This is a genomic window from Shewanella frigidimarina NCIMB 400 (genome assembly GCF_000014705.1).
Lineage (GTDB): Bacteria > Pseudomonadota > Gammaproteobacteria > Enterobacterales > Shewanellaceae > Shewanella > Shewanella frigidimarina.
Genome location: NC_008345.1, coordinates 3,817,061 through 3,841,185, shown reverse-complemented (window position 1 = coordinate 3,841,185; position 24,125 = coordinate 3,817,061). Strand labels below are relative to the sequence as shown.

General features: G+C 41.8%; 20 protein-coding genes. 12 read left to right on the top strand and 8 right to left on the bottom strand.

All coding sequences use genetic code 11. The annotated features are described in order from the left end of the window. Positions 1 to 3: 3 nt before the first annotated feature. Both nqrE and nqrF read left to right on the top strand, forming a co-directional pair. Entirely contained in the window at positions 4 to 612 is a 609-nt protein-coding gene (gene nqrE, locus SFRI_RS16550; RefSeq protein WP_011638646.1) for an NADH:ubiquinone reductase (Na(+)-transporting) subunit E, read from the top strand. Positions 613 to 636: 24 nt separating this feature from the next. Next, positions 637 to 1,854, top strand: a complete 1,218-nt coding sequence (gene nqrF, locus SFRI_RS16545; protein WP_011638645.1) for an NADH:ubiquinone reductase (Na(+)-transporting) subunit F — start codon at positions 637 to 639, stop codon at positions 1,852 to 1,854. Between the two features lie 176 nt (positions 1,855 to 2,030). Here the strand turns inward: nqrF and SFRI_RS16540 are convergent, their stop codons facing one another. After that, the gene (locus tag SFRI_RS16540; RefSeq protein WP_011638644.1) at positions 2,031 to 2,204 is read right to left on the bottom strand and encodes a helix-turn-helix domain-containing protein; all 174 of its coding nucleotides are present in this window, start codon (positions 2,202 to 2,204) and stop codon (positions 2,031 to 2,033) included. A gap of 111 nt (positions 2,205 to 2,315) precedes the next feature. Further along, complete coding sequence (locus SFRI_RS16535; RefSeq protein ID WP_011638643.1) at positions 2,316 to 2,996, bottom strand: Rossmann-fold NAD(P)-binding domain-containing protein; 681 nt, start codon at positions 2,994 to 2,996, stop codon at positions 2,316 to 2,318. Between the two features lie 191 nt (positions 2,997 to 3,187). Between SFRI_RS16535 and SFRI_RS16530 the strand changes: the two genes are divergently transcribed. Together SFRI_RS16530 and SFRI_RS16525 are read left to right on the top strand one after the other, a co-directional pair. Then, positions 3,188 to 3,859 (top strand): nitroreductase family protein, encoded by a 672-nt coding sequence (locus SFRI_RS16530; protein ID WP_011638642.1) that lies wholly within the window; start codon positions 3,188 to 3,190, stop codon positions 3,857 to 3,859. 131 nt (positions 3,860 to 3,990) lie between these two features. After that, positions 3,991 to 4,371 (top strand): hypothetical protein, encoded by a 381-nt coding sequence (locus SFRI_RS16525; protein ID WP_011638641.1) that lies wholly within the window; start codon positions 3,991 to 3,993, stop codon positions 4,369 to 4,371. A gap of 165 nt (positions 4,372 to 4,536) precedes the next feature. Here the strand turns inward: SFRI_RS16525 and SFRI_RS16520 are convergent, their stop codons facing one another. Next, a complete protein-coding gene (locus SFRI_RS16520; protein WP_041413200.1) occupies positions 4,537 to 5,463 on the bottom strand; it encodes an LpxL/LpxP family Kdo(2)-lipid IV(A) lauroyl/palmitoleoyl acyltransferase in 927 nt (308 codons plus the stop codon). A 105-nt stretch (positions 5,464 to 5,568) separates the two neighbouring features. Between SFRI_RS16520 and hldE the strand changes: the two genes are divergently transcribed. From hldE to SFRI_RS16505, 3 genes are all read left to right on the top strand, one after another. Then, entirely contained in the window at positions 5,569 to 6,999 is a 1,431-nt protein-coding gene (gene hldE, locus SFRI_RS16515; protein ID WP_011638639.1) for a bifunctional D-glycero-beta-D-manno-heptose-7-phosphate kinase/D-glycero-beta-D-manno-heptose 1-phosphate adenylyltransferase HldE, read from the top strand. Between the two features lie 3 nt (positions 7,000 to 7,002). Further along, positions 7,003 to 7,983, top strand: a complete 981-nt coding sequence (locus SFRI_RS16510) for a hypothetical protein (RefSeq protein ID WP_049763555.1) — start codon at positions 7,003 to 7,005, stop codon at positions 7,981 to 7,983. 234 nt (positions 7,984 to 8,217) lie between these two features. Further along, complete coding sequence (locus SFRI_RS16505) at positions 8,218 to 8,694, top strand: TetR/AcrR family transcriptional regulator (protein ID WP_011638637.1); 477 nt, start codon at positions 8,218 to 8,220, stop codon at positions 8,692 to 8,694. Positions 8,695 to 8,917: 223 nt separating this feature from the next. Here the strand turns inward: SFRI_RS16505 and SFRI_RS16500 are convergent, their stop codons facing one another. The 4 genes from SFRI_RS16500 to SFRI_RS16485 form a co-directional block, all read right to left on the bottom strand. After that, complete coding sequence (locus tag SFRI_RS16500; protein ID WP_011638636.1) at positions 8,918 to 9,616, bottom strand: DUF3581 domain-containing protein; 699 nt, start codon at positions 9,614 to 9,616, stop codon at positions 8,918 to 8,920. Between the two features lie 754 nt (positions 9,617 to 10,370). Next, positions 10,371 to 11,387, bottom strand: coding sequence for a sensor domain-containing diguanylate cyclase (locus SFRI_RS16495; RefSeq protein ID WP_011638635.1), 1,017 nt, complete (start codon positions 11,385 to 11,387; stop codon positions 10,371 to 10,373). A 103-nt stretch (positions 11,388 to 11,490) separates the two neighbouring features. Continuing rightward, a complete protein-coding gene (gene pntB, locus SFRI_RS16490; protein ID WP_011638634.1) occupies positions 11,491 to 12,975 on the bottom strand; it encodes a Re/Si-specific NAD(P)(+) transhydrogenase subunit beta in 1,485 nt (494 codons plus the stop codon). A gap of 11 nt (positions 12,976 to 12,986) precedes the next feature. Next, positions 12,987 to 14,516, bottom strand: a complete 1,530-nt coding sequence (locus SFRI_RS16485) for a Re/Si-specific NAD(P)(+) transhydrogenase subunit alpha (protein WP_011638633.1) — start codon at positions 14,514 to 14,516, stop codon at positions 12,987 to 12,989. A gap of 466 nt (positions 14,517 to 14,982) precedes the next feature. Here SFRI_RS16485 and SFRI_RS16480 point away from each other — a divergent pair, with 466 nt between their 5' ends. The 4 genes from SFRI_RS16480 to SFRI_RS16465 all read left to right on the top strand — a co-directional run bounded on the left by SFRI_RS16480 (position 14,983) and on the right by SFRI_RS16465 (position 21,932). After that, on the top strand, positions 14,983 to 16,773 hold the full coding sequence (locus SFRI_RS16480) for an assimilatory sulfite reductase (NADPH) flavoprotein subunit (protein WP_011638632.1): 1,791 nt from the start codon (positions 14,983 to 14,985) through the stop codon (positions 16,771 to 16,773). Between the two features lie 78 nt (positions 16,774 to 16,851). Continuing rightward, positions 16,852 to 18,543, top strand: a complete 1,692-nt coding sequence (gene cysI / locus SFRI_RS16475; protein WP_011638631.1) for an assimilatory sulfite reductase (NADPH) hemoprotein subunit — start codon at positions 16,852 to 16,854, stop codon at positions 18,541 to 18,543. Continuing rightward, positions 18,536 to 19,327, top strand: a complete 792-nt coding sequence (locus SFRI_RS16470; RefSeq protein WP_011638630.1) for a phosphoadenylyl-sulfate reductase — start codon at positions 18,536 to 18,538, stop codon at positions 19,325 to 19,327. The genes cysI and SFRI_RS16470 overlap by 8 nt, the downstream gene beginning before the upstream one ends. 880 nt (positions 19,328 to 20,207) lie before the next feature. Then, a complete protein-coding gene (locus SFRI_RS16465; protein WP_011638629.1) occupies positions 20,208 to 21,932 on the top strand; it encodes a hypothetical protein in 1,725 nt (574 codons plus the stop codon). Positions 21,933 to 22,095: 163 nt separating this feature from the next. Here the strand turns inward: SFRI_RS16465 and SFRI_RS16460 are convergent, their stop codons facing one another. Continuing rightward, positions 22,096 to 22,986, bottom strand: a complete 891-nt coding sequence (locus SFRI_RS16460; RefSeq protein ID WP_041413199.1) for a phospholipase A — start codon at positions 22,984 to 22,986, stop codon at positions 22,096 to 22,098. Between the two features lie 284 nt (positions 22,987 to 23,270). On the opposite strand from SFRI_RS16460, the gene cobA reads away from it, so the two are divergent. Continuing rightward, the gene (cobA, locus tag SFRI_RS16455; protein WP_011638627.1) at positions 23,271 to 24,089 is read left to right on the top strand and encodes a uroporphyrinogen-III C-methyltransferase; all 819 of its coding nucleotides are present in this window, start codon (positions 23,271 to 23,273) and stop codon (positions 24,087 to 24,089) included. The last annotated feature ends 36 nt before the right edge of the window (positions 24,090 to 24,125 follow it).

The following is a 24,125-nucleotide window of genomic DNA, read 5'->3' as shown; positions in this document are numbered from 1 at the left end:
AGCATGGAACACTATATTAATTTATTTATCCAAGCGGCGTTTATCGACAACATGGCGCTGTCATTTTTCTTGGGTATGTGCACCTTTTTAGCTGTGTCGAAAAAGGTCTCTACTGCATTTGGCTTAGGCATTGCGGTGATTGTGGTCATGGTGCTGGCTGTGCCATTAAACCAAATTATCTACGTCAATATCTTAGCGCCAGGCGCATTAGCTTGGGCTGGGTTTCCTGAGCTGAATTTAAGCTATTTACAGTTGATTACCTTTATTGGGGTCATTGCTGCGTTGGTGCAAATCTTAGAAATGTTTTTAGACCGTTATATTCCAACTTTATATCAGTCATTAGGGATCTTTTTACCATTATTAACGGTGAACTGTGCCATTTTTGCTGGGGTCATTTTTATGGCCAACCGTGACTATAACTTTACTGAGTCTGTGGTGTTTGCGTCAGGTTCTGCCGTGGGTTGGGCGATGGCTATTGTGTTATTAGCGGGACTTCGTGAACGAATGAAGTTTCATGCTATTCCTGATGGGTTGCAAGGCATTGGGATTACCTTTATCACCACCGGCTTAATGGCTCTGGGCTTTATGTCATTTGCGGGCATTACGTTATAACGCATTGAAGAAAAGGGTTATTTAATGGAAATGGCAATAGGTATTGGCATGTTTACCATAGTGGTAAGTTTGCTAGTGGTGGTGATTTTAGCTGCCAAACGTAAGTTAGTGAACACCAATGATGTCACTATTAGCATTAATGATGACGCTAGTAAAAGCGTGCAAACTCCTGCTGGTGATAAGTTATTGGGCGCCTTGTCTGGGCAACATATTTTTATACCATCGGCGTGTGGCGGTGGTGGTACATGTGGCCAATGTCGCGTAAAAGTGAAAGCCGGTGGCGGTGATATTTTAGCGACCGAACTTGATCATATTTCAAAAAAAGAAGCCAAAGAAGGTTGCCGTTTGGCATGCCAAGTTACCGTGCGAACCGACATGGAACTTGAGATTGATGAAGAAATTTTTGGGGTTAAAAAATGGCAATGTGAGGTTATTTCAAATAATAACCAAGCGACATTTATTAAAGAGCTGTTATTAAAAATTCCCGACGGTGAAGATGTGTTGTTTAAAGCCGGTGGTTACATTCAAATTGAAGCGCCTGCGCATAAAGTGCGTTATGCCGATTTTGATATTCCTGAAGAGTATCGTGGCGATTGGGTTAAATACGGTTTATTCGATTTAGTGTCTACCGTTGATGAAGACGTATTACGTGCTTATTCAATGGCAAACTACCCTGATGAAAAGGGTACGATTATGCTAAACGTGCGTATTGCAACGCCGCCTAAAGCTGGTTTACCGCCAGGAAAAATGTCGTCGTATATTTTTAATTTAAAAGCCGGTGATAAGGTAACGATTTCAGGACCATTTGGTGAGTTTTTTGTCAAAGAAACCGATGCTGAAATGGTGTTTGTTGGTGGTGGTGCGGGTATGGCACCGATGCGATCGCACATATTTAACCAATTAAAAAGTGTTAAAACCAAACGTAAAATGAGTTTTTGGTATGGTGCTCGCTCAACTCGTGAAGTGTTCTATCAGCAAGATTTTGATCAACTAGCCGCTGAAAACGACAACTTTGTTTGGCATGTTGCTTTGTCTGATCCACTACCTGAAGATAATTGGACGGGTTATACCGGCTTTATTCATACCGTGCTGTATGAGAATTACTTGAAACAACATAAAGCGCCGGAAGACTGTGAGTTTTATATGTGTGGTCCTCCGATCATGAATGCGTCAGTGATAGCCATGCTAGAAAGTTTGGGTGTCGAGTCTGAAAACATCTTGCTAGATGATTTTGGTGACTAAAGCTGCTGATCATTGGCTAATTTAGGTTTGCTAGCCCATGCTTGGTCATTCATATTTACTCATCAAAGTGCTGCTTAGCACCTGTAAATAAGAATATGAACTGAGCGTATCAATAAAAAATCCCCATACTGTCATTGACGGTTGGGGATTTTTTAGCAAATAAGCCTAAGTCTATATTAATGTTCAGAACACGCTCGATAACGCATTACTTCAGCTTTGTTAAAACTAAGCACATTACCGTTTTGTTCAGTAAACAGTAAGTTTTCGCGAGCATAACGCTTAATCGTAGTAGGGCTTTTGTCGAGTATTTCACAGACTTCATTTAAGGTTAAATCATTATCATCACTCATTCCTATTCTCCTTACGTTATGGTTACTTTGACTCGTCTTATGTCGTTAGCATTGAACATTAGAGGTGTATTAACTTGTCATAAAGCAGCATAGTTGTCGAGAGTAGTATTATTAATAATGACAGCGATGCATCATGGCATTAGTGATAATTTGATGCGTGGGAGCAACCTGAGGCTTCAAAGCCACTTGGTACATCGACTCCGCTACCGTTTGTGCGTTAATGGGCTGATATTTTCGTAGCGGACCGATAAATAGAAACGATAAACCACCAAAAAGGGTTTGACCAATATCTTCCATAAAACGGCCATTATCTCGTGGTCCTAATAATAAACTCGGTTGAAAAATATTAAGTACCGGTAACGATAGCGCCTTAAGTGATAGCTCTACTTCGCCTTTGATCCGGTTATAAAACACCGTTGATTTAGCATCCGCACCTAATGCAGTCACCACCATAAATTTAAGAGAAGGATTTGCTTGAGCTTGGATCAGTTTAGCAAAAGCCAATACGGCTAATTTATCGACTTGAATAAAAGCTTCTTCACTGCCCGCCTGTTTGATTGTGGTGCCTAAACAGCAAAACGCATGATCCACTTTTTCTGCTAATGTCAGCTCATGTATTTCGTCAAGTTGACAGCAAATGAACTGCACTTTTTCAGCACCAAATTGATGTTCGACCAAATTAGGTGCTGAACGGCCAATAACCAATACTTTACTATAATGTTCACTTTCAATGATGCGAGTAAGTAAGGTATTCCCCACTAAACCCGTCGCACCTATTATTGCTGCAATCATATAATCCTTTAGAAAGCTAAACCGACTCGCTAGACTCTAATCTGTCGCTCGAACGGTTTCAATAAGAATATTTTAATAGCAATTATTATCCTGTTTGTTAGCTTAGAGTTATTACAAAAAATAGTGATAATTGAAAAATGCGTTTTCAATTATCACTACAACATAGCCAATACCAATAATTAGGATGGATTATGACCCAAGCGCATTTACCGTTAACTGATTTTATTGAATATTCCCCAGATGAAATGCTCAAGCGGGCACAAGATAATTACCAGCAAGTTAAACGACGACATTCAATACGGGCATTTTCTGATAGAGCTGTACCGCAAGCCATTATTGAACAGTGTATATTAGCTGCGGGCACAGCACCCAATGGTGCTAACCATCAGCCGTGGCATTTTGTGGCGATTAATAGTCCGCAGATAAAAGCGCAAATTCGTCAACAAGCTGAGGCATTAGAGCAAGCATTTTATGCAGGTCGCGCTGGAGAAGAATGGTTAGATGCATTAAAACCGTTAGGCACCAATGCCGATAAACCGTACTTAGAACATGCGCCTTGGCTGATTGCGGTGTTCAGCAAAAAACGTACTGAAGAGTCTGGTGAACAGAAGAGTAATTATTATGTACATGAGTCAGTGGGGATTGCGACTGGCTTTTTAATTCAAGCATTACATCACGCGGGCCTCGGCACATTAACGCATACGCCAAAACCGATGAGTTTTTTAAGTAAAGTGTGCGGGCGCGACAATGATAATGAACGTCCGTATATGCTTATCATTGCTGGGTATCCTGCCGATGACGCGACCATTCCACAGCATGCTATTGATAAAAAATCCCTTAATGAGATTTGTGATTTTATTTAATGGTATTCACTGTTAGTCTATGTGCGTTTATAAAACGACCACTGATAAAATGATGGTTGGTAAGAATATTGTTGGTATGAATATTGTTGATCTGAATGATCGCCGTTAGAAACGTATTAAAAGGAGTTAATATGAAATTGTTAAGTTCGTTGTTGGTTTGCACTCTAGGCGGGATAGTCTCAATGCTGGCAGAAGCTGACGATGCTCAGTCAACCTTAGGCCACTTAGTCGAATTATCGATAACACACAATGATAACTCTATTGGGTTAAGTTGCTTGCCGAGGACTGAAGCCGCTGGCGAAACAGCTGATTGGGTGATTGAGTGTAACCGTTTGGCTTATCAATATTTAATCAGCAAAACTGGCGAAGGTATTGAGTTTAATCGCCAAGTGAATGAAAAGCCTTTTGGTATGGCTGCCGATTTTATGGCGAAAACCTTGATGACGGATCCATCAGGATTTAAGGCGGTCAATATTTCGCAAGAATTTGAGTTTACACATAAGAAAACCTAACCGCCTCTTTCAAGGTGTCTATTTTGCCTATTTTGCTGAATACATAATTAACCCGCTATAGCTGTAATAACGCTATAGCGGGTTAATTATGTATTGGTCATTGGTCATTGGTAGTTAATCGGTAGCAACTGTCATCATTTATATAACCTAAACGATTAACTAAAATCAGTCATATAACGATGGTGTGTCTTCAGTGGGACGTGTTTTAAAACGACGATGAAGCCACATGTATTGAGCTTTGTTGCGGTTAATCAGTTGTTCTACAATCTGGTTACCACGAATAGCGTCATCAGTTTCATTGTCGCCGGGGAAATTCTCTAAAGGCGGCATGATTTCAAGGGTGTAGCCTTTATCATCGCTATTACGCTCAACAAAAAAAGGTACCACATTGGCTTTACCTAGCCTCGCCAATGAGGTTGCGCCAGTAATGGTGGCAGCATCGGGTACGCCAAAAAAGGGAATAAACACTGCGCTCGAACGACCAAAGTCTTGATCGGCGGTATACCAAATCACGTCAGGACTGCGCAAACTGCGGATCATTTGGCGCACGTCACGCTTAGGCACTAAGCCTTTGTTTGAACGCAAGCGACCTTTAACTTGTAAGTATTCCATCACCGGATTGTTATGGGGACGATACACGCCAATTCCTGGAGCAAACTGGCCAAATATACGCGCGCCCATTTCAAGCGGTAAGCAATGCACCGCAAATAAAATCACCCCTTTGCCATTGTCTAAACTCTGACTAACATGCTCAGTGCCTTTAATGGTCATGTGCTGTTGCACGCGCTCGTTTGACCACCACCATGCGTTAATGGTGTCAAATACTGCTTTTCCGGTTTCTTCAAAAGTACGCTCAAGCAGTTGTTGCTTGTCTGCATGACTCATATCAGGAAAGCATAAATCGATGTTACGCTTAGCGGTGTGGGTTCTTCCGCCCGCAACTTTCATGACTAATCGACCAATGCCACGGCCAATTTTCATTTGCCAAGACAGAGGTAATAGCAAGCTTAAACGCATTAAACCGACGCCAAACCACATAGGCCAATGTTTAGGATGATATAAATCAGAAGAAAATTCGGCTTTCTCGACCACGGACAACTCGTCTAGTTCACAAAAAATTATTTGTTATTCTAACTCATATTTAGATGAAAATTAGGTACAATCACGGTTAAATTTTTACAAGACAGCGAATACACTATGAAGGTTTCTCTCCCAGCTTTTGAAAATGCGCGCGTTTTAGTGATTGGCGATGTGATGTTAGATCGCTATTGGGTAGGCCCTACGGGACGCATTTCACCCGAAGCCCCTGTACCTGTTGTTAAAATTAATCAAATTGAAGACAGGCCCGGCGGCGCCGCCAACGTGGCATTAAACATTGCGACATTAGGTGGACATGTCCAGTTAGCGGGCATAGTAGGCCAAGATGAAACCGCACAAGCATTAACCCAAGGTGTAAAAGTGTTTGGCGTTGAACCGCAATGGTTAACGGTAGCAGACAAGCCGACAATTACTAAATTACGGGTATTGTCGCGTAATCAACAGTTAATCCGCTTAGATTTTGAAGAGCAATTTGATAAAGCGACTAGCCAAGCATTATTCGCGCAAAGCGAAGCCATTTTAGATAATGTCGATGTATTGGTATTGTCAGATTATGCCAAAGGCGCCATTGATGAACCTAAGGACTTTATTGCTAAAGCGCGAGCCAAAGGGGTAAAGGTTTTAGTTGATCCAAAAGGGCATGATTTTGCTCGTTATCACGGCGCGTCATTAATCACCCCAAATATGAGTGAATTTGAAGCGGTTGTCGGTACGGTAACCAGCGAAGATGATTTAATCGAAAAAGCCCAGAAACTGATCAAGTTGCACGACTTTGAAGCTATTTTAGTAACTCGCTCAGAAAAGGGCATGACGTTAGTGTCGCAAAACCAACCAGAATTGCATATTCCAACCGTTGCACGTGAAGTTCATGATGTTACGGGAGCTGGTGATACGGTGATTTCTGCTTTAGCGACCTCAATTGCTGCGGGTGCTTCGTTAGCGCAAGCTTGTGCGATAGCCAATACTGCCGCGGGTGTGGTTGTGGGTAAACTAGGCACTTCAACGGTTAGCCGCATTGAACTTATCCAAGCGTTAGCCCTTAACCATGGCGAGTCTGGTTTTGGGGTAATGACAGAAGATCAATTAGCTTATGCGATGGATCAGGCACGTTTACGCGGTGAGCGTATTGTAATGACTAACGGTTGTTTTGATATTTTGCATGCTGGCCATGTGAGCTATTTACAACAAGCCAAAGCATTAGGTGATCGTCTTATTGTTGCTGTAAATGATGATAGCTCGGTGACGCGCTTAAAAGGCCCTGGACGTCCTGTTAATCCTGTCGACCGTCGTATGGCTGTTTTAGCGGGCTTAGCATCGGTAGATTGGGTGGTGCCTTTCACTGAAGACACACCACAACGTATTATTACCCGATTATTGCCAGACTCCTTAGTTAAAGGCGGCGATTACAAAGTGGAAGATATTGCTGGTGGTGCTGAAGTGATAGCGGCAGGTGGCAAGGTTGAAGTGCTCGGATTTGAGGACGGTGTATCAACAACTGCGATTATTCAAAATATTATGTCACAAAAATAGTTGATGTTTAGATACTGGCAACGGTCATTACTCAAGTTATTAAGCTGTAGCGTTGTTTGCGCAACGTTATTCGTTTGTCACTTTGTTAATGCCAGCCAGCTTATTACGTCTCAGTCTGTGGTTAAAAATCAACTAAAAACCACAGCGGTTATGGTTGAAGATGGCTTGGCGAGTGATAACATTCCCCAAGCTTATTTTATCCCAATAGCAACCAAACAAGCGCTAATATGTTCTTTATCTACACTGGTAAGGTGTATTGCGTTACTCCCTGCTTCATTACAACAACAAACGGCTTTTTCAGCTGCCAATATTCGCCGCGCAGTTGGACGTAAAAGTGCGATGGTGCTGGTTGCTGAGCATCAAAAAATAGCAGGGGTTATTGTTATTAATCCAGCTAACAATATGGCTGAGCAAAGTGGCGCTATTGGCTTAAAAACTTATCAGTTACCATTAGCCAACCAAATACAATTAACCTTGTGGCACGAAATAGGTCATTTATATAACATTGCACTACAAGGCAGCATTTTACCCTCCTCTTTAACAGAATATCAGCATGAATGGCTAGCGGATTTGTATCTGTTATGGTGTATTGCGCAGCATTATCAGCAGCTCGATTTGGGGTGGCAACAGTTCCATCGCCGAAATCTGGCGCTTATCAACGACAGTGGTAATTTGTCGCATTGGAGTGCGCCTCAACTTCAAATAGTGCTCAGTCATTATGATGCCCAGCAATTGCAGGGTTTTACTCACTATGAGGATTTTTTAACGGCGGTTTATCCATTAATGCCGACGTGGTCGCCGCGTGATATGGCAGAGTTTTCTAGCTTAGTTCAACGCACTTTTAGCGCGGTTCAATCTTTGCCAGGGTATATGTTTTGGCGTCAACCGGAGCTAATTGAAGTGTTGTCTCCGACCTTGGAAAGGTTAATGGGTAAGGCAGAAACACAGCGTTGGCTGACAAATCAATTCTTAACCGAAAAATAATATGTAAATTTTTGTTACGTGTTTTTATCACTTCTTACTGCTCATTAAATGGTGGTTTTTTATAACCTTTGATTTTAAAGGGTAAATAAATAGTTATCGCGATAATGTTCTGTTTTATCCTGCCTTTCTGGATAATGTACGGTTAAAAATGTTGTAAATTTGCTAATTCTTAGCAGAATTTTCTGGTTTGGTCTGGTAAGCTCTTGCACCAAAATAATTAGAGAGACCAAGTTTATGGCCAAGCGTTCACGAGTTGAAACTGAGTTAACCGTTAACCAAATTTTAGATGAAGCCTTTAAACAAATCCTCACGATTGGTTTTGAGGCGATGTCTTATACTACGCTGTCTGCTGCTACTGGTGTCAGCCGAACGGGTATCAGCCATCACTTCCCGCGTAAAACAGAATTCTTAGTGCGTTTAGATCAACGTATTGGGCAGTTTTTTATTGAAGGATTAGATTTTTCTTCGATAGCAGCGCTAGAGCAATCATGGGCTGAAGTTATGAAACAACCTGAACGTAAAGCCGTTTTACAACTGTTTTTCAGTTTATGTGGTAGTAGTGACGAAAGCATGAAAATACTCAAGTCGCTTAATATTGTCATCGAAGCTGCTGTGAGTCATTTTGCTGATGTTGGGCGTAAATGTGTTGAGCAACTTATCGGCAATAGTGCATTGGCATTATTACAAGATGTGCCATTACAGCAAGAGTAGTCACTGATTTAAATTCACTAGCTTGCTACAAGCACCAAAAATTTTGGCTATTTAAGTTTTACCCTGTAAGTAACAAATTGATATTAAAATTGACATTATGATCAATACGATATCGAACTGAACATTCCATATTGGTATCTGAGCATTCAACATGTTGGACTGCTTAGATATCATTATGGAATGGTATATTGTGAGCGATTGAACATCGCTCACGTATTATGGTTTACGCTAACTTTCTGCTTTCATATCTGTCACACATTTGCTGCGCTTGCTCGTCATCAAAAGCACGCAAACCGCTTAATACTAATGTTTTGATTCCGCTACCTATCACTTTGCCTTCGCTTTGCAGTTCAAAGGTGAGGGTGACATCGCCACGCTTACCATCAATGGCTAAGTCTTGTTTGATAAGGTGCAAACTAATGGTGCTGAAATCAAAATGATCTAAATGAAATGACATGCTTTCATAAATTACTAATGGGCGATCAGGATTAATCATGACCTTGTATTGCTTCATCATTGGCACAAGTACATGGGTAAAGTTCAATCCTGAAAAAGCGACATAGCTTTTAATAAATGCCGCTGTTTGTATATCACATTGGCACACTTCACCCTGACGTTCGATATGCAGATATTCTTTGCCTTTGGTGTCGCTAATGCTGAATTTATTGGCCACATTTTTATCGACGTGAAGCTCAACGTTGTCACCAACCATGCCGGCAAACTTAAACTGCATGTTTTGGCTTAGGCCGTATTGGGTCAACACTAGTGCAAATAATAAATCGCCAGGGACACAAAAGCGTTTAGCGCCCACATCATGAATAGGGTTGAAATCTCCAGCGATTTTTTTGGCGAAGTCACTGGCTTGTTGAGCCGAAATAAACACACTTTGATCTTGCTTAGTAAAATAAGGTGATAAAAACATAAAGAATAATTCTTATTAGTCAGTAGTAAGCCATATCACAAGGCATGATTGTTAATGATAACGCGATAACAATGTAGGCTAATGCGAGACTAGGTTAGTGATAAAATCCATTAATGAGCGAGAGTTTACTGCATGATGGCAAATAAACTCACCCGATGACTATAAACATCCTATGTTGAGATTAACGACAAGGTGTCTTTAGTGTACTAATTCTGTTTCGCCGCTGTCATCAACGACGAAATAAGTCGAACATGCTCTTTGTATTACAACAGTATACCAATATTATTTGGTGCCTTTACTCGAGATTTTGTTTTGATTAACAAATCAACTTAGTTGGCAGCATATCCTGAAAACGAATATAAAGTGATATAAATTATATTTTCAGTGTTATTCATATCAAATTTCAGTGTCATTTACATCGACTTAATGAATATCAAACCGTTCTTTGTTAGCGTTCTGCTTGGTATTGAATGGCAATAGGTCAGATATTTATCCGTCTTTCACCTTGTTAGCAAACGAGATAACAGCTCTGACATTACAGCTTTGAATAAACTCATTGTATGGATTTATCCCAAGTTTTATCTGGAGTTGAGCATAAGTAAAAATACTGGTGAGAGGGTATATTGGTTTGAACCTGGCAATGGGCATTTTTTCAAAGACCTTGGCACAGTTGGTTATGATTTAAGGCTTATATGAGAGCTTATGTTGGAATTTTTAAGCGAGTAAAAGTAAATTTTCTAGTTTTTTAATCCTCTTACCAAAATAAGAAGTTATGTTTACCGTGTTTTTTAATGCTGTACATGGCTTTATCTGCTTGCTCGCAAACATTGGTAAACTCATCTAATTCATCAAATAAACTGATCCCAATACTGAGGCCTACTTTAATGCTTTCACCCTCTAATTCGATAGGGTGTTGATAGTGCGACAGTAAGGTTTTAGCCAAGGTTGTTAGTCGTTCCACATCATTACAATGGGCTAAAATGACAAACTCATCACCACCAAAACGTGCCACATGATGTAGTGGGGTTTGTGTTGTGTCTGGCGTACTAAAGAGTTGATCGCATATTTGAGCTATATCGTTGGCAATATGGATTAATAAACTATCGCCATATCGATGGCCTAAGTGGTCATTAATTATCTTAAAACCGTCCAAATCGATAAAGCACAGCGCGCCTTGATGTGTACTGTGAGTGCTTTTTCCTTGTTCAAAGGCAGCAATGAGTGCATTTCGATTGAGTAAATTAGTTAACGGATCACGATGAGCGAGTTTGGCTAAATCTTGTTCGTAGCGCTTTTCTTGAGTGACATCAATATGAGTGCCCATAATACGAAGCGGTTCACCGTTAATACCATATTCAATAATACGCCCACGGTCAGACACCCATGCAACAGTGCCATCTTTGTGCACCATGCGATGCACGGCTTGATAAATTTCAGCGTTACCGGCTACATGGCTTTCAAAGGCTTGTATCACCCAGTCTTTGTCTTCCGGGTGTAGATTGTTTTTCCAGCTGCTGATATGAGCAGGTAACTCTTCACGAGTAAACCCGAGCAGATGGCCCCACTGCTGATTAAAAATAGTCAGGTTCCCGGTGGGAATATGTTGTTCCCATAGACATAAACCAGTGCCATCAAGCGTAGCGTTGAGTTGCTCGTTTACTCGTTTATTTAATAGAGTAAGTCGATTGTTCTCATTCTCTAGTTGCTTGATTGTCTGCTTATGCTGCTCTAGTTCAAGCTGTAATTGAGTAATGATGTCCTGCTGTGCCATGGATAGCTGATAATCCTTTGAGTCCAATTTACCCAGTTTAGCTGGTTATTAAACAAAAAACACCAGCATTAGTTGCTGGTGTTTTGTTCGTCACAAAGTTGATTTATAAGGCTTTAAGGATTGCTTCTACACTGTCCTTCGCATCGCCAAACAACATTTGGGTATTGTCTTTAAAGAACAATGGATTTTGTACACCGGCATAACCGGTGTTCATTGAACGTTTAAAGCCAATCACGTTTTGCGCTTTCCACACTTCTAATACTGGCATGCCAGCAATAGGGCTAGTTGGATCTTCCATCGCCGCTGGGTTAACCGTATCGTTAGCACCAATCACTAGCACGGTATCGGTACTGCTAAAGTCTTCGTTGATTTCGTCCATTTCTAACACGATATCGTAAGGCACTTTAGCTTCAGCCAACAGTACGTTCATGTGGCCTGGCAAACGTCCAGCAACAGGGTGAATACCAAAGCGAACTTTAATGCCCATATCACGTAGCTTTCTAGTAATTTCAGCCACCGGATATTGTGCTTGAGCCACCGCCATACCATAACCTGGAGTGATGATGACTGAATCAGACGCTTTTAGCATATCAGCGACATCTTCAGCGGTTGTTTCACGGTATTCACCGACGGTATCATCGCCTGATGCTGCAACGGCATCATTACCAAAACCACCGGCAATAACAGAAATGAACGAGCGGTTCATGGCTTTACACATAATGTAAGACAGAATCGCACCCGACGAGCCCACAAGCGCACCAACAACAATCAGTAAGTCATTAGATAACATGAAACCTGCTGCTGCCGCTGCCCAACCCGAATATGAGTTCAGCATGGAAACCACAACTGGCATATCTGCACCGCCAATTGAAGCCACTAAATGCCAACCAAATGCGAACGCGATTAGGGTCATCAAGATGATTGGTGTCACTGCACCACCAGCCTGAACGAATATCACCATTAGAATAAACGACACCACAACGGCCAATAAATTTAATTTATGACGATGAGGTAGCATTAATGCTTTTGATGAAACCAAACCACGTAACTTAGCAAACGCAACAATCGAACCTGTGAAGGTGACTGCACCAATAAAGATGCCTAAAAATACTTCCACTAAGTGAATGTTAAGCATTGCACCGGTTAGGTGCTCAGTTTGTTGGGCTTTGCTTGCTTCTGCAAATGCCGCTCTGGCGGTTTCTAGTGTTGTGTTGAGGTCTTGCCCCAATACCACAACAATTTCAGACACTTCGTGTGGTTGGATATCAATAAAGCTATTAAAGCCCACTAATACCGCTGCGAGACCCACAAAACTGTGCAAAATCGCGACTAGCTCTGGCATTTCAGTCATTTCGACTTTTAATGCTAAGCGAATACCAATTGATCCACCAATGACCATGGCGAGAATAATCCATTCTACGCCGCTTGTGGCAGGGTTGAGTATGGTTGCAATAAGCGCAATCGCCATACCAATAATGCCAAATAAATTACCATTTTTAGCGGTTTCTTGTTTTGATAATCCAGCTAAGCTGAGAATAAAAAACACCGCGGCAATGATATAAGATGCTGTAACCAGTCCTTGAGACACGATATGACTCCTTAATCTTTACGGAACATCTTCAGCATGCGCTGAGTGACGGTAAACCCGCCAAAGATGTTGATACTGGCAATAAGCACCGCGACAAACGCAAGCGCCGTGACTAATGCTGAACCTTGGCCTATTTGCAATAACGCCCCAACCACAATAATGCCTGAAATAGCATTAGTGACCGACATTAACGGCGTATGCAATGAGTGCGACACATTCCACACCACGTAATAACCCACCACACACGATAGGATAAACACGGTGAAATGCGATAAGAACTCAGCGGGAGCAACAGAAGCGACTGCAGCAAAACCAGCAAGCCCTAACACACCTAAAATGTATTTAAGTTTTGACGGTGCTTTGTCAACTTTGGCTGCTTTAGGCTCGATACTCGCTGCTGGTTTTTGCGGTGCCGCAGACACTGAAATGGCTGGAGGTGGGAAAGTTATTTCGCCGCCACGAGTCACGGTCATGTTGCGCATCACTACATCGTCAAAATCGAGCACTGCATTACCGTCTTTGGCTTTACACATTAACTTCATCAAGTTAACTAGGTTAGTGCCATAAAGTTGTGACGATTGCGCCGGTAAACGACCCGGTAAGTCGGTATAACCCAACACTTTGACGCCGTTATCGGTAATAAAGCGTTCGCCAGTGACGGTGTATTCACAGTTACCGCCAGTTGCTGCCGCTAAATCGACAATCACAGAGCCCGGTTTCATGGTATCGACCATGTCTTTGGTGATCAGCTTTGGCGCAGGACGACCAGGAATTAATGCGGTGGTAATGATGATATCGACGTCTTTGGCTTGTTCAGCAAAGAGCGCCATTTCAGCAGCAATAAACTCTTCTGACATGGTTTTAGCGTAGCCGTCAGACGAGCCGCCTTCATTGTTTTCAAATTCAAGCTTTAAGAAGCTACCGCCCATTGACTCAATTTGCTCAGCCACTTCAAGACGAGTATCAAATGCGCGCACTATGGCGCCTAGCGAGCCCGCTGTACCAATAGCGGCAAGTCCAGCTACACCAGCGCCAATTACCAACACTTTGGCTGGTGGCACTTTACCTGCTGCGGTAATTTGTCCGGTAAAGAAACGACCAAATTCGTGGGCGGCTTCGATCACCGCGCGATAACCACCAATGTTGGCCATCGATGATAAGGCATCGAGTGATTGGGCGCGTGAGATGCGTGGCACCATGTCCATCGCCATCACAGTAATATTGTGACTTGACAGTTTTTCAACAAGTTCAGGGTTTTGGGCTGGCCAAATAAAACTCACCAACGTCGTACCTGGTTTCATTTTGGCGATTTCGTCATCGGACGGTGCATTCACTTTAAAAATAAAGTCAGCGTCGTACACATTGTCGACCACATCCGCCCCAGCGGCTTCAAATGCAGCATTATCAAAGCTCGACTTCACACCTGCCTGTGCTTCAATTGCCACACTAAAGCCGAGTTTTATTAGTTGTACCACAGTGGCTGGAGTCGCGGCGACTCGAGTTTCACCTTTGATACTTTCTCTCGGTATTCCAATCTGCATGACTGTTTCCTGATGGTTAATAAAAAGACCGTCTATTGTTGTTCCCCATCAATAGACCATTCCGTTTGAGTATTTCTGCCTCACATGCTGCACTTTGAAGATAGAAAAAGAGCAGCATATGACCATTGAAGTCGGGTAAACTATTTAACCAATGGCATTACGTTGACACAGTTACATTGTATTTGCATGTCGTTTTACTCAGAGAACAATCAACCTGATAATTATTCATCAGTTAATTGGCGCTCCTAGCTTGCGACATGAGGCATGTTCGGTACAAGTGCCTTTAGGTTAATTAAAGGGTTTTAAATTAAGGTAATTTAAAAACTTTTAACTGCGCCACACTTTTGTAGCTTAAAAAAACATCTTTGCATATTCCTAAATGGAATAAAAAATCATCTTTTATTCTTTTTTGGTTTTTGTCCTTAGGAGTAAGCTAGTTCACATTACACTGTTATAAGGCCGTCTTATGTTGTTAAAAGAACTTTCAGCTTTAGCATCACCATTGTCTCAAGGACAAGTCGATAAGCTAAAGCAACTCACATCTGAATTATCTTCAGTTCAACTTGCATGGGTCAGTGGTTATCTCGCTGCGAGTGCTAACCAAGGTCAAGGCAGCGTCGAGACGACAGCAGAGACAAGTGCCGCACCAACAGTTACGATTTTATACGGTAGCCAAACGGGCAATGGCCGTGGTGTAGCTAAAGAGCTAGCGGCTAAAGCGCAGGCGCAAGGTTACGCGGTTAATTTAGCTTCTATGGGCGAATACAATGTCCGTCAACTAAAACAAGAAACCATCTTGTTATTGGTTGTTAGTACTCATGGTGAAGGCGAAGCGCCTGACGATGCGATTGAACTACACAAATTTTTATCCTCAAAGCGTGCACCTAAATTAGATAAGCTTCATTATTCTGTGTTAGCGCTAGGTGATTCAAGTTATGAGTTTTTCTGCCAAACCGGTAAAGACTTTGATGCGCGTTTAAGTGCACTAGGGGCAACATCTTTATTGCCGTTGGTAGAATGTGATGTTGATTATGAAGATATTTCACAACAATGGCAGGACAGCGTTGTAGAAGCTGTTAAGCCGTATATTCAAGCATCAAGTGCAAGTGTGGTCTCTATTGGTACTGCATCGATTGCTGGTGAAAGTGAATATACTAAGCAAAACCCCTATACAGCAGAAGTACTCGTCAGCCAAAAAATTACCGGTCGAGATTCTGATCGTGATGTCCGCCATGTTGAAATTGATTTAGGCGAGTCAGGATTAACTTATCAAGTCGGTGATGCGTTAGGTGTATGGTTTAGTAATAACGAAGTGCTTGTCGATGAAGTTATCGCCGCGCTCGGTTTAGCTGCAGACGACGATGTTACCGTATCGAAACAGTCATTATCATTAAAGGCTGCGTTAACTGACAAGAAAGAATTAACTCAGTTATACCCAGGCCTAGTTAAAACATGGGCTGAGTTGAGTGGTAATGCTGAACTAGCTGCCATTAGTGAAGACAAAGAACAAACCAGACAGTTTATTCTTAAGCATCAGTTAGCCGATTTAGTTGCAATATATCCTGCCAAGGTTAGCGCCGTGCAGTTAGTTGATATGTTACGTCCATTAACGCCACGCTTATATTCAATAGCCTCTAGCCAGGCCGAAGTTGAAGCCGAAGTACACTTAACAGTGGCATTGGTTGAAGATGAGCGTCAAGGCCAAGCTCGTTTTGGTGGTGCATCGCATTTCTTAGCCTCAGCTGAAGAAGGCCAGCAGGTTAATGTATATGTTGAGCCTAATAACCATTTCCGCTTACCAGAAAACCCAGAAACACCGGTAATTATGGTGGGTCCTGGTACTGGTGTTGCGCCATTCCGCGCCTTTATGCAGCAACGTGCCGTTGACGGTGTGTCGGGTGACAGCTGGTTATTCTTTGGTAACCCACATTTTGAACAAGATTTCTTATACCAAGTTGAGTGGCAGCAGTATCTTAAAAATGGCAATTTATCGCGTTTAGATGTGGCTTTCTCGCGTGATCAAGCTCATAAAGTGTATGTTCAGCATCGCATTGCCGAACAAGCTGAAGCGTTGTGGCAGTGGCTACAAAATGGCGCGCATGTGTATATCTGTGGTGATGCAGAACGCATGGCAAAAGATGTACACCAAGCATTAGTGAATATAGCGGTTGAACAAGGTGGCTTAAGCGCTGATGACGCAGAAGCTTACTTTGAAACACTTCGTAGCGAAAAACGCTACCAAAAAGACGTGTACTAAATTCGACCTCGGTTGCTAGTCAAATCTAGCAACCCAATCGCACTAATGAATTGAACAGAATTAAGAGAGGCCCAGGCCATGAGTGAGCAAAAGTTAGCGTTAAACGAATACTTAAAAATCGACAGTGATTATTTACGCGGCGACATCCAAGAGGGTTTAGATACTCAAGTGACTGGATCGTTTAGTGATGGCGATCAGCAGTTGATCAAATTCCACGGTTTTTATCAGCAAGACGATCGCGATTTACGTAACGAACGTAAAGAGCAAAAGTTAGAACCATTACATAGCTTTATGCTACGTGCTCGTGTACCTGGTGGTATTTGTACTCCAGCGCAGTGGTTAGAAGTGGATAAAATTTCATCTACGCTAACCACCTCAAACAGCATTCGTTTAACCACGCGTCAAACGTTTCAGTACCACGGCATTCCTAAGCGTAATCTGAAAACCTTGATCCAAGGTCTTGATCGTGCCGCACTCGATTCTATTGCCGCTTGTGGTGACGTAAACCGTAACGTGATGTGTAACCCAAACCCGGTTGAATCTAAGTTACATGCTCAGGCGTATGCGGTTGCCAAGCATTTATCTGATCATCTATTACCGCACACTCGCGCTTACGCTGAGATTTGGTTAGATGAAGAAAAGCTATTAGGCACCGAAACGGTTGAACCGGTTTACGGTAAAACCTATTTGCCACGTAAATTTAAAATGGCGGTTGCAGTTCCACCACATAATGATGTCGACGTATACACCAACGACCTTGGTTTTATTGCGGTATCAGAAGCCGGCGAGTTAATTGGCTTTAACTTGGTTGCGGGTGGCGGTATGGGGTCTACCCACGGTGAAGTAGAAACCTTCCCACGTTTAGCTGACGACTTTGGGTTTATTAAAACTGACGACGTTACCAAGTTTGCCGAAGCGGTAATGACCGTTCAACGTGACTGGGGTAACCGTGTTGTACGTAAACGTGCGCGTTTAAAGTACACCATTGTTGACCACGGTTATGATGCATTTAAAGCAGAAGTAGAGAAACGTGCTGGGGTTAAGTTTGAGCCTAAGCGTGATGTGATCATTGGCGATCGCGGCGACCGTTATGGTTGGGTTGAAGGTATCGACAATAAGTTCCATTTAACGCTGTTTATTGAAAGTGGCCGTATTAAAGATATGCCAGGTCAAACCTTGCAAACCGGTCTACGTGAAATAGCCAAAATCCATAAAGGCGATTTCCGCATGACATCTAATCAGAACATGATTATTGCCGGTGTCGCTGCACAAGATAAAGCTGAAATTGAAGGGTTAGCGCGTAAACATGGTTTATTAGGCCAAGTGCTAAGTGGTACTCGCGGTCATTCAATTGCCTGTGTGGCATTGCCAACTTGCCCATTAGCGATGGCAGAAGCTGAACGTTACTTCCCTGAGTTTATTGATCACATTGATGCACTACAGGCTAAGCATGGTATTAGCGAGCAATCAATTGTGGTGCGTATGACCGGTTGTCCAAACGGTTGTGCCCGTCCATTTGCGGCTGAAATTGGTTTAGTGGGTAAAGCTCCTGGGCGTTACAATTTGTATTTAGGCGCCAGCTTTGAAGGCACGCGTTTAAATAAAATGCATAAAGAAAACATTCAAGAAGCTGAAATTTTAGCTGAATTGGATACCTTGTTTGGCCGCTACGCCACAGAGCGCGATGCGGGCGAAACCTTTGGTAACTTCACTGTGCGCATTGGCGTAGTGAAGGCGGTTAATGACGCCGCTAAGGATTTTCATGCCTAATGAAGTGGTAACGACTGCGCCAACTGGCGCGGCCGTCGATCATTCTGTGACTCCGGCTCAACTGCAGGCGTTATTATTAGCGCCTAAAGCAGAGCAAACTGCAGCGCTTGAAAACATTAACCTGTTTTTAGCAGGTTTAACGGCGCAACAACGAGTGGCTTGGGGCCTGGCATATTTACCGGGCGATCATGCGTTATCGTCTAGCTTTGGTATTCAAGGCGCGGTGATGTTGCACATGGTGACTCAAGCGCAAAGTGATATTCCGGTGATTTTAACCGACACTGGCTATTTGTTTGCGGAAACCTATCAATTTATTGATCAGTTAACTGAGCGCTTAAACCTCAATCTTAAAGTGTACCAAGCGGGTCAAACCCAAGCGTGGCAAGAAGCCCGTTTTGGTAAGCTATGGGAGCAGGGTATTGACGGCTTAGAAAAGTATAACCGGATCAATAAAGTTGAGCCTATGCAACGTGCATTAGCTGAATTAAATGTCGGTACCTGGTTCGCAGGCTTGCGTCGTAGCCAGTCTAGCACCCGTGAAGCATTGCCGATTTTAGCCATTAGTGGCAAACGTTTTAAGTTGTTACCCATCATTGAGTGGAGCAACAAAGACGTGCATATGTACTTAACTGAACATGACTTGCCATATCACCCATTATGGGAACAAGGCTATGTGTCGGTAGGCGATACTCACTCAAGTAAACCTCTTGAGTTGGGCATGAGCGAAGAAGAAACTCGTTTTAATGGCTTACAGCGAGAATGTGGTCTGCACTTCGATATCTAGTTGTGAAGTGGTGTTAGATAACGTACTCCATTCATCCGCAATTTATTGCGGATGAATGCATTTTAAGGCTTTAATTATCTACCGTATCCCCTTCTATTTTGTCTTAAATTCGACGTTATTCTTGTTAATTAATTTGTTTTATTGTTGTCATTCATAAGTTTGAATTATGAGATAAACGGCTTTTATCTCATCGGTTTGTAATATCATGCAGCCAAATTATCACCAAGCATGTTTGTTAGCATGTTGTCAGACATTGCAACGTTATAATTAAAAAGGACAGGTTGAGGTTGGTTTGTCCTCCTAAATAATTAGTTGTGCATTGAATTGAGCTACTGGTTTTATGTGTGGATAGAAAATAATTAAATTTTATTTAAATTTTCATGCATCAGTGCCGATAATAGTCTAGATTTAGAAATTCCCGTAGACGGTTTTTGTGGACGCTTTGGGATTGTTTTTGCAATCCACGTACCTTCAAAAGCTTCGCTCGCATCCTCGAGCACATTGATTGACTTGTTAGCGTATAAGCAATCTATCAGGTTGTTCCCGATAACTCAGTAGTTCGAGTTATCGGGAATCAAATGTTTGATTTATTTCCTGCTTAATCCTTTTTGCATCTCATCTCTACGCTCATCAAATTCCCTTTCTAAGCTCGTTGGATAATAAGCTGCCTTTTTGATGTTATTGGTTTTTTATTGGTGCCGTTTTCTGCATAAATATCACCCCAAAAGGCAACATCTAATGCGCTGATTAACATTTAATGCTAAATTAATCCGCAGTTTATCGGTGAAATCGATAATGCTTATCCCAAAAAGATAATAAATGTTTAAACGCTAACTCATTTCAAGGAAGAGTTAACAATAATATAAATTGGAGTTTATAGATGAATAAAATGGCAATTGCTGCTGTGGTATTGGCTGTTGGTGCTGGTGGATACTTTCTGTCGCAACAAGGGACGTCAGTCGTTAAGAACGATCCTATGTTGGACTATGTCCCAGCTGATACATTAGCGTTTTCTGGGCAGTTAGTTCCATTTCCGTTAAAAGATTATCTGTATAGCATTGCAGGTAATTACCAAGCTTATGATCTGGATAAAATGCTGTCGCTAGATGATAGCTCTTCAGCTCAAGAGCGCTTTTTTATCAGTTTATATAAGCAATACATGACCGTGTTGCCAGAGCCTGAAACCTTACTATCAACATACGGCTTACCTGATTCAATTAAGAGTTATTTTTATACCTTAGGTGCATTGCCGGTAATGAAAGTTGAGATCAGCAATCCTGCAGCATTTTGGGCGGAATTAGATCGCGCTGAGCAGGAAAGTGGCTTAACTCATACAATGGGCAAATCTGGTTCTGTTGAATATCGCGGTTATACATTGACTGATGTTGATGAGAAAGAGCACGCTGAGATTGTATTTTCTGTTAAAGATGGCTGGTTAACCGTGACATTGAATACGTCATTTAATCAACCTGAGTTGCTTGAAACCGCATTGGGTGAAAAGAAAGTTGACCATCCAATTAGCGAAACCACCATGTTGCAAGACATCGCTAAGACTCATGGTTTTATGCAAGACAGTATTAGCTTTATTAATCATGTTGAATTGGTTAAAGGGTTAACATCGACAGACGGTAATATGCTGGCCAAGCAAATGACCAAAATGATTGAAATTCAGGGTGAAGATCCATTTGCAGAAATGAAAACACCAGTGTGTCAAACTGAATTAAATGCTATTGCTGCTAATTGGCCGCGCAGTGTAATGGGGTTAAATTCATACTCTATTACTCGCGACGAAAGTACTATTGATGCCGCTGTTGTGCTTGAAAGTAACAACCAAGTGATTTTGTCTGCATTGAATAAAATGCGTGGTTTTGTGCCATCATTTGCCAGTAACGGTCACGACAATATCTTGTCATTTTCATTAGGCATTGATGTTAATCAACTCGCACCAGCACTGAACGAAGTGTGGAAAGATTTACAAACACCGCAATATCAATGTGCTGCATTGGCTCAAATGCAATCAGAGTTAAGTGAGTTAAATCCAGCTATGCTTGGCATGATGACGGGTATGGCTAATGGTGTTAAAGGCATTAGCGTGACATTAGCTGATTACAAGCTAACTGAGAAAAATGGCCAAGCTAGTTTTGAAAAACTAGACGCATTAATTAGTGTGTCGGCTGAAAAACCGATGATGTTAGTTGATATGATGAAGCCGTTTTACCCGCCGCTTGCAGAAGTGGACTTGAAAGATAATGGCGATCCAGTCGATATTACCCCTATGTTAATGTTGCCACCTGAATTTGGGGTTAGTGCAAAGTTAGCCATTAAAGGTAGCCATTTAGTTGCTTATACTGGCGACAGAGGTACAGAGTTAGCTGATTTGATGTATAAGCAATCACTTGAATCTAATGGTTTCTTTGACTTGTCTGTTGATTACCAAAAAATGTTTGCTCCGTTAGTCGATATGGCAGAAATGAGTGGCGAACCAATGCCAGAAGAATTACTGATGTTAAAAGACTACGACATGCGTTTACAGATGTCGGTAGACTTTACGGATAAGGGCTTAGTAATTGGTTCTAAAGTAAATTCTAAAGCGAGTGCTAAATAATTTCATTAACGCTACTAGTACGACGTTAACGAAACTAAAAAAGGTGACCAAATGGTCACCTTTTTTATGTCTCACGCATGACGTTTAAGCGTTAACAGCTAATTGTTGATGTTAATTCTTGACGCTAATTCTTTACGCAAATTAAAGACACTAATTGCCCTACTTACAGGATGTCATTTAACGCAATACCAATACCAATACGTTGATTATGATGGTTATAATCAATTAAGCTTTCACCATACCCGTTAAAATACTGAGTATATATACGTAGATTACCGATGATAGGGTAACTCCAGGTGAATTCAACCGCCCCACGATTTGTGCTGCTTAAGTTATTGCGTAACAGCATTGTAAAACGGTGCTCATCTAAGCCATACACGCCTGTTAATTCAAAGTTACCCATGTAGCGATTAATATCTGGATTATCATCGCCATCTGGTGAATTAATATCTTCTTTTTCATCTTCAGGAATACGCCACCAGACTTTAAGTCCTAATGCGAATGGACCTTTGTCAAATACCGCACTGCCGTATATTCGATTCCAACTTCTTGATAATTGTGTAGTTTGCCCGTTAGATTGGTGCACAGCCCCAAAACCTAAAAACGAGTTAGTAAATCCACCAATTTTCCAGTCGTTATTAAATAGCATGAACACTTCAGGTTCGTGATTGGTTTCACGGAAGGGAGATGACGCATCTTTATTATAAACTTGCCAATACGATTGATTGGTATAAGCAAAAAACAAATGGCCATTATCGCCAAACACGTTATACCAAACCGGGAATTTAAAACTGATTTGAAACTTTGCTTCTAGCTTGTCGATATTGACGTCTTCATCTGGATATTTAACCTCAAATGGCAACGAGTTTGTTCTTGTTTGATAAGTAACAGGCAATAAGTAATTGGCTTTGTGTGGAGTCAGAACAAAGGGTTTTTCTGATGTGGCTAATTCTCTTTTGACCCGCTGATCAACTAATGAGTCTTCTGCAAGGGCGAGGGTGCTAAAGCCAAGTAATAATAGCGAGAGTCCAAGATATTGAGTGCTTTTTATCATTGCATCATCCATAAGCATAATTATAGGTTTAATTTTAGTGTAATTCTTAGTATCAGCATTTTACGGTGTTCATTGTTATCAATTGCCAGAGCTTTGTCGAATTAAGTTAACAATTCTTTTCATTTCAATGCGGCATTCTATACGTATTGGCATGTCAAATAGATTAAATCGCGAACAAATTTTTTTATATGCTATTTAGTTATAAAAACTAACTATTAACTATTGTATATGGAATATAGAAAACGCTATATTTGAACATGGTCAAATATCTTGAGGTAAATGTGATGGAGTTAGTATCTATGCCAGGGCAACAAGCCAAAGGCAAAGTGTGGTTAGTCGGCGCCGGTCCTGGCGACGTTGAACTACTAACACTAAAAGCCTATCGCATTCTTAAACAAGCCGATGCAGTGTTATATGACGCATTAGTCAGCCAAGACATTTTAGATTTGATCCCCAGTAACGCTGAAAAAATTGCTGTGGGTAAGCGCGCAGGTAAACACAGCGCAGCTCAAGATGAAATTAATCAGCTATTGGTGACTAAAGCATATACCCGTAAAAATGTTGTGCGTTTAAAAGGCGGCGACCCGTTTATTTTTGGCCGCGGCGGCGAAGAGCTACAAACTTTAGTGGCTGCCGGTATTGCTTTTGAAGTAGTCCCAGGTATTACCGCTGCCAGTGGTACTTCCGCTTATGCAGGTATCCCGCTAACGCATCGTGATTATGCCCAGGGTGTCACCTTTATCACTGGTCATTGTCAGTTAGCGAGTCGCCCTATGGATTGGCAGGGTTATGCTAACACTAACAATACTTTAGTAGTGTATATGGGCATATTAAATGCCAATATTATTAGTGATGGTTTAATCAACGCAGGCCGCAGTGCTGATACGCCAGTGGCCATTGTGTCTAACGCGACCACGTCATCACAACAGCGGTTTATTGGTAAATTAGGCGAGCTGGCTCAATTAGCCGCAGATCCTGCTTTACAGATGCCTGCGCTGATGATTATTGGTGAGGTTGTTGAATTAGCTGACATCTTAAATTGGTTTGATCCCGTCAATGCGCAACAAAAAACAGATTTAGACACAGTCGCTAAAGCGCTGTAGTCGAATAATTTAACCCGCTGCTCTGCAGCAATATTA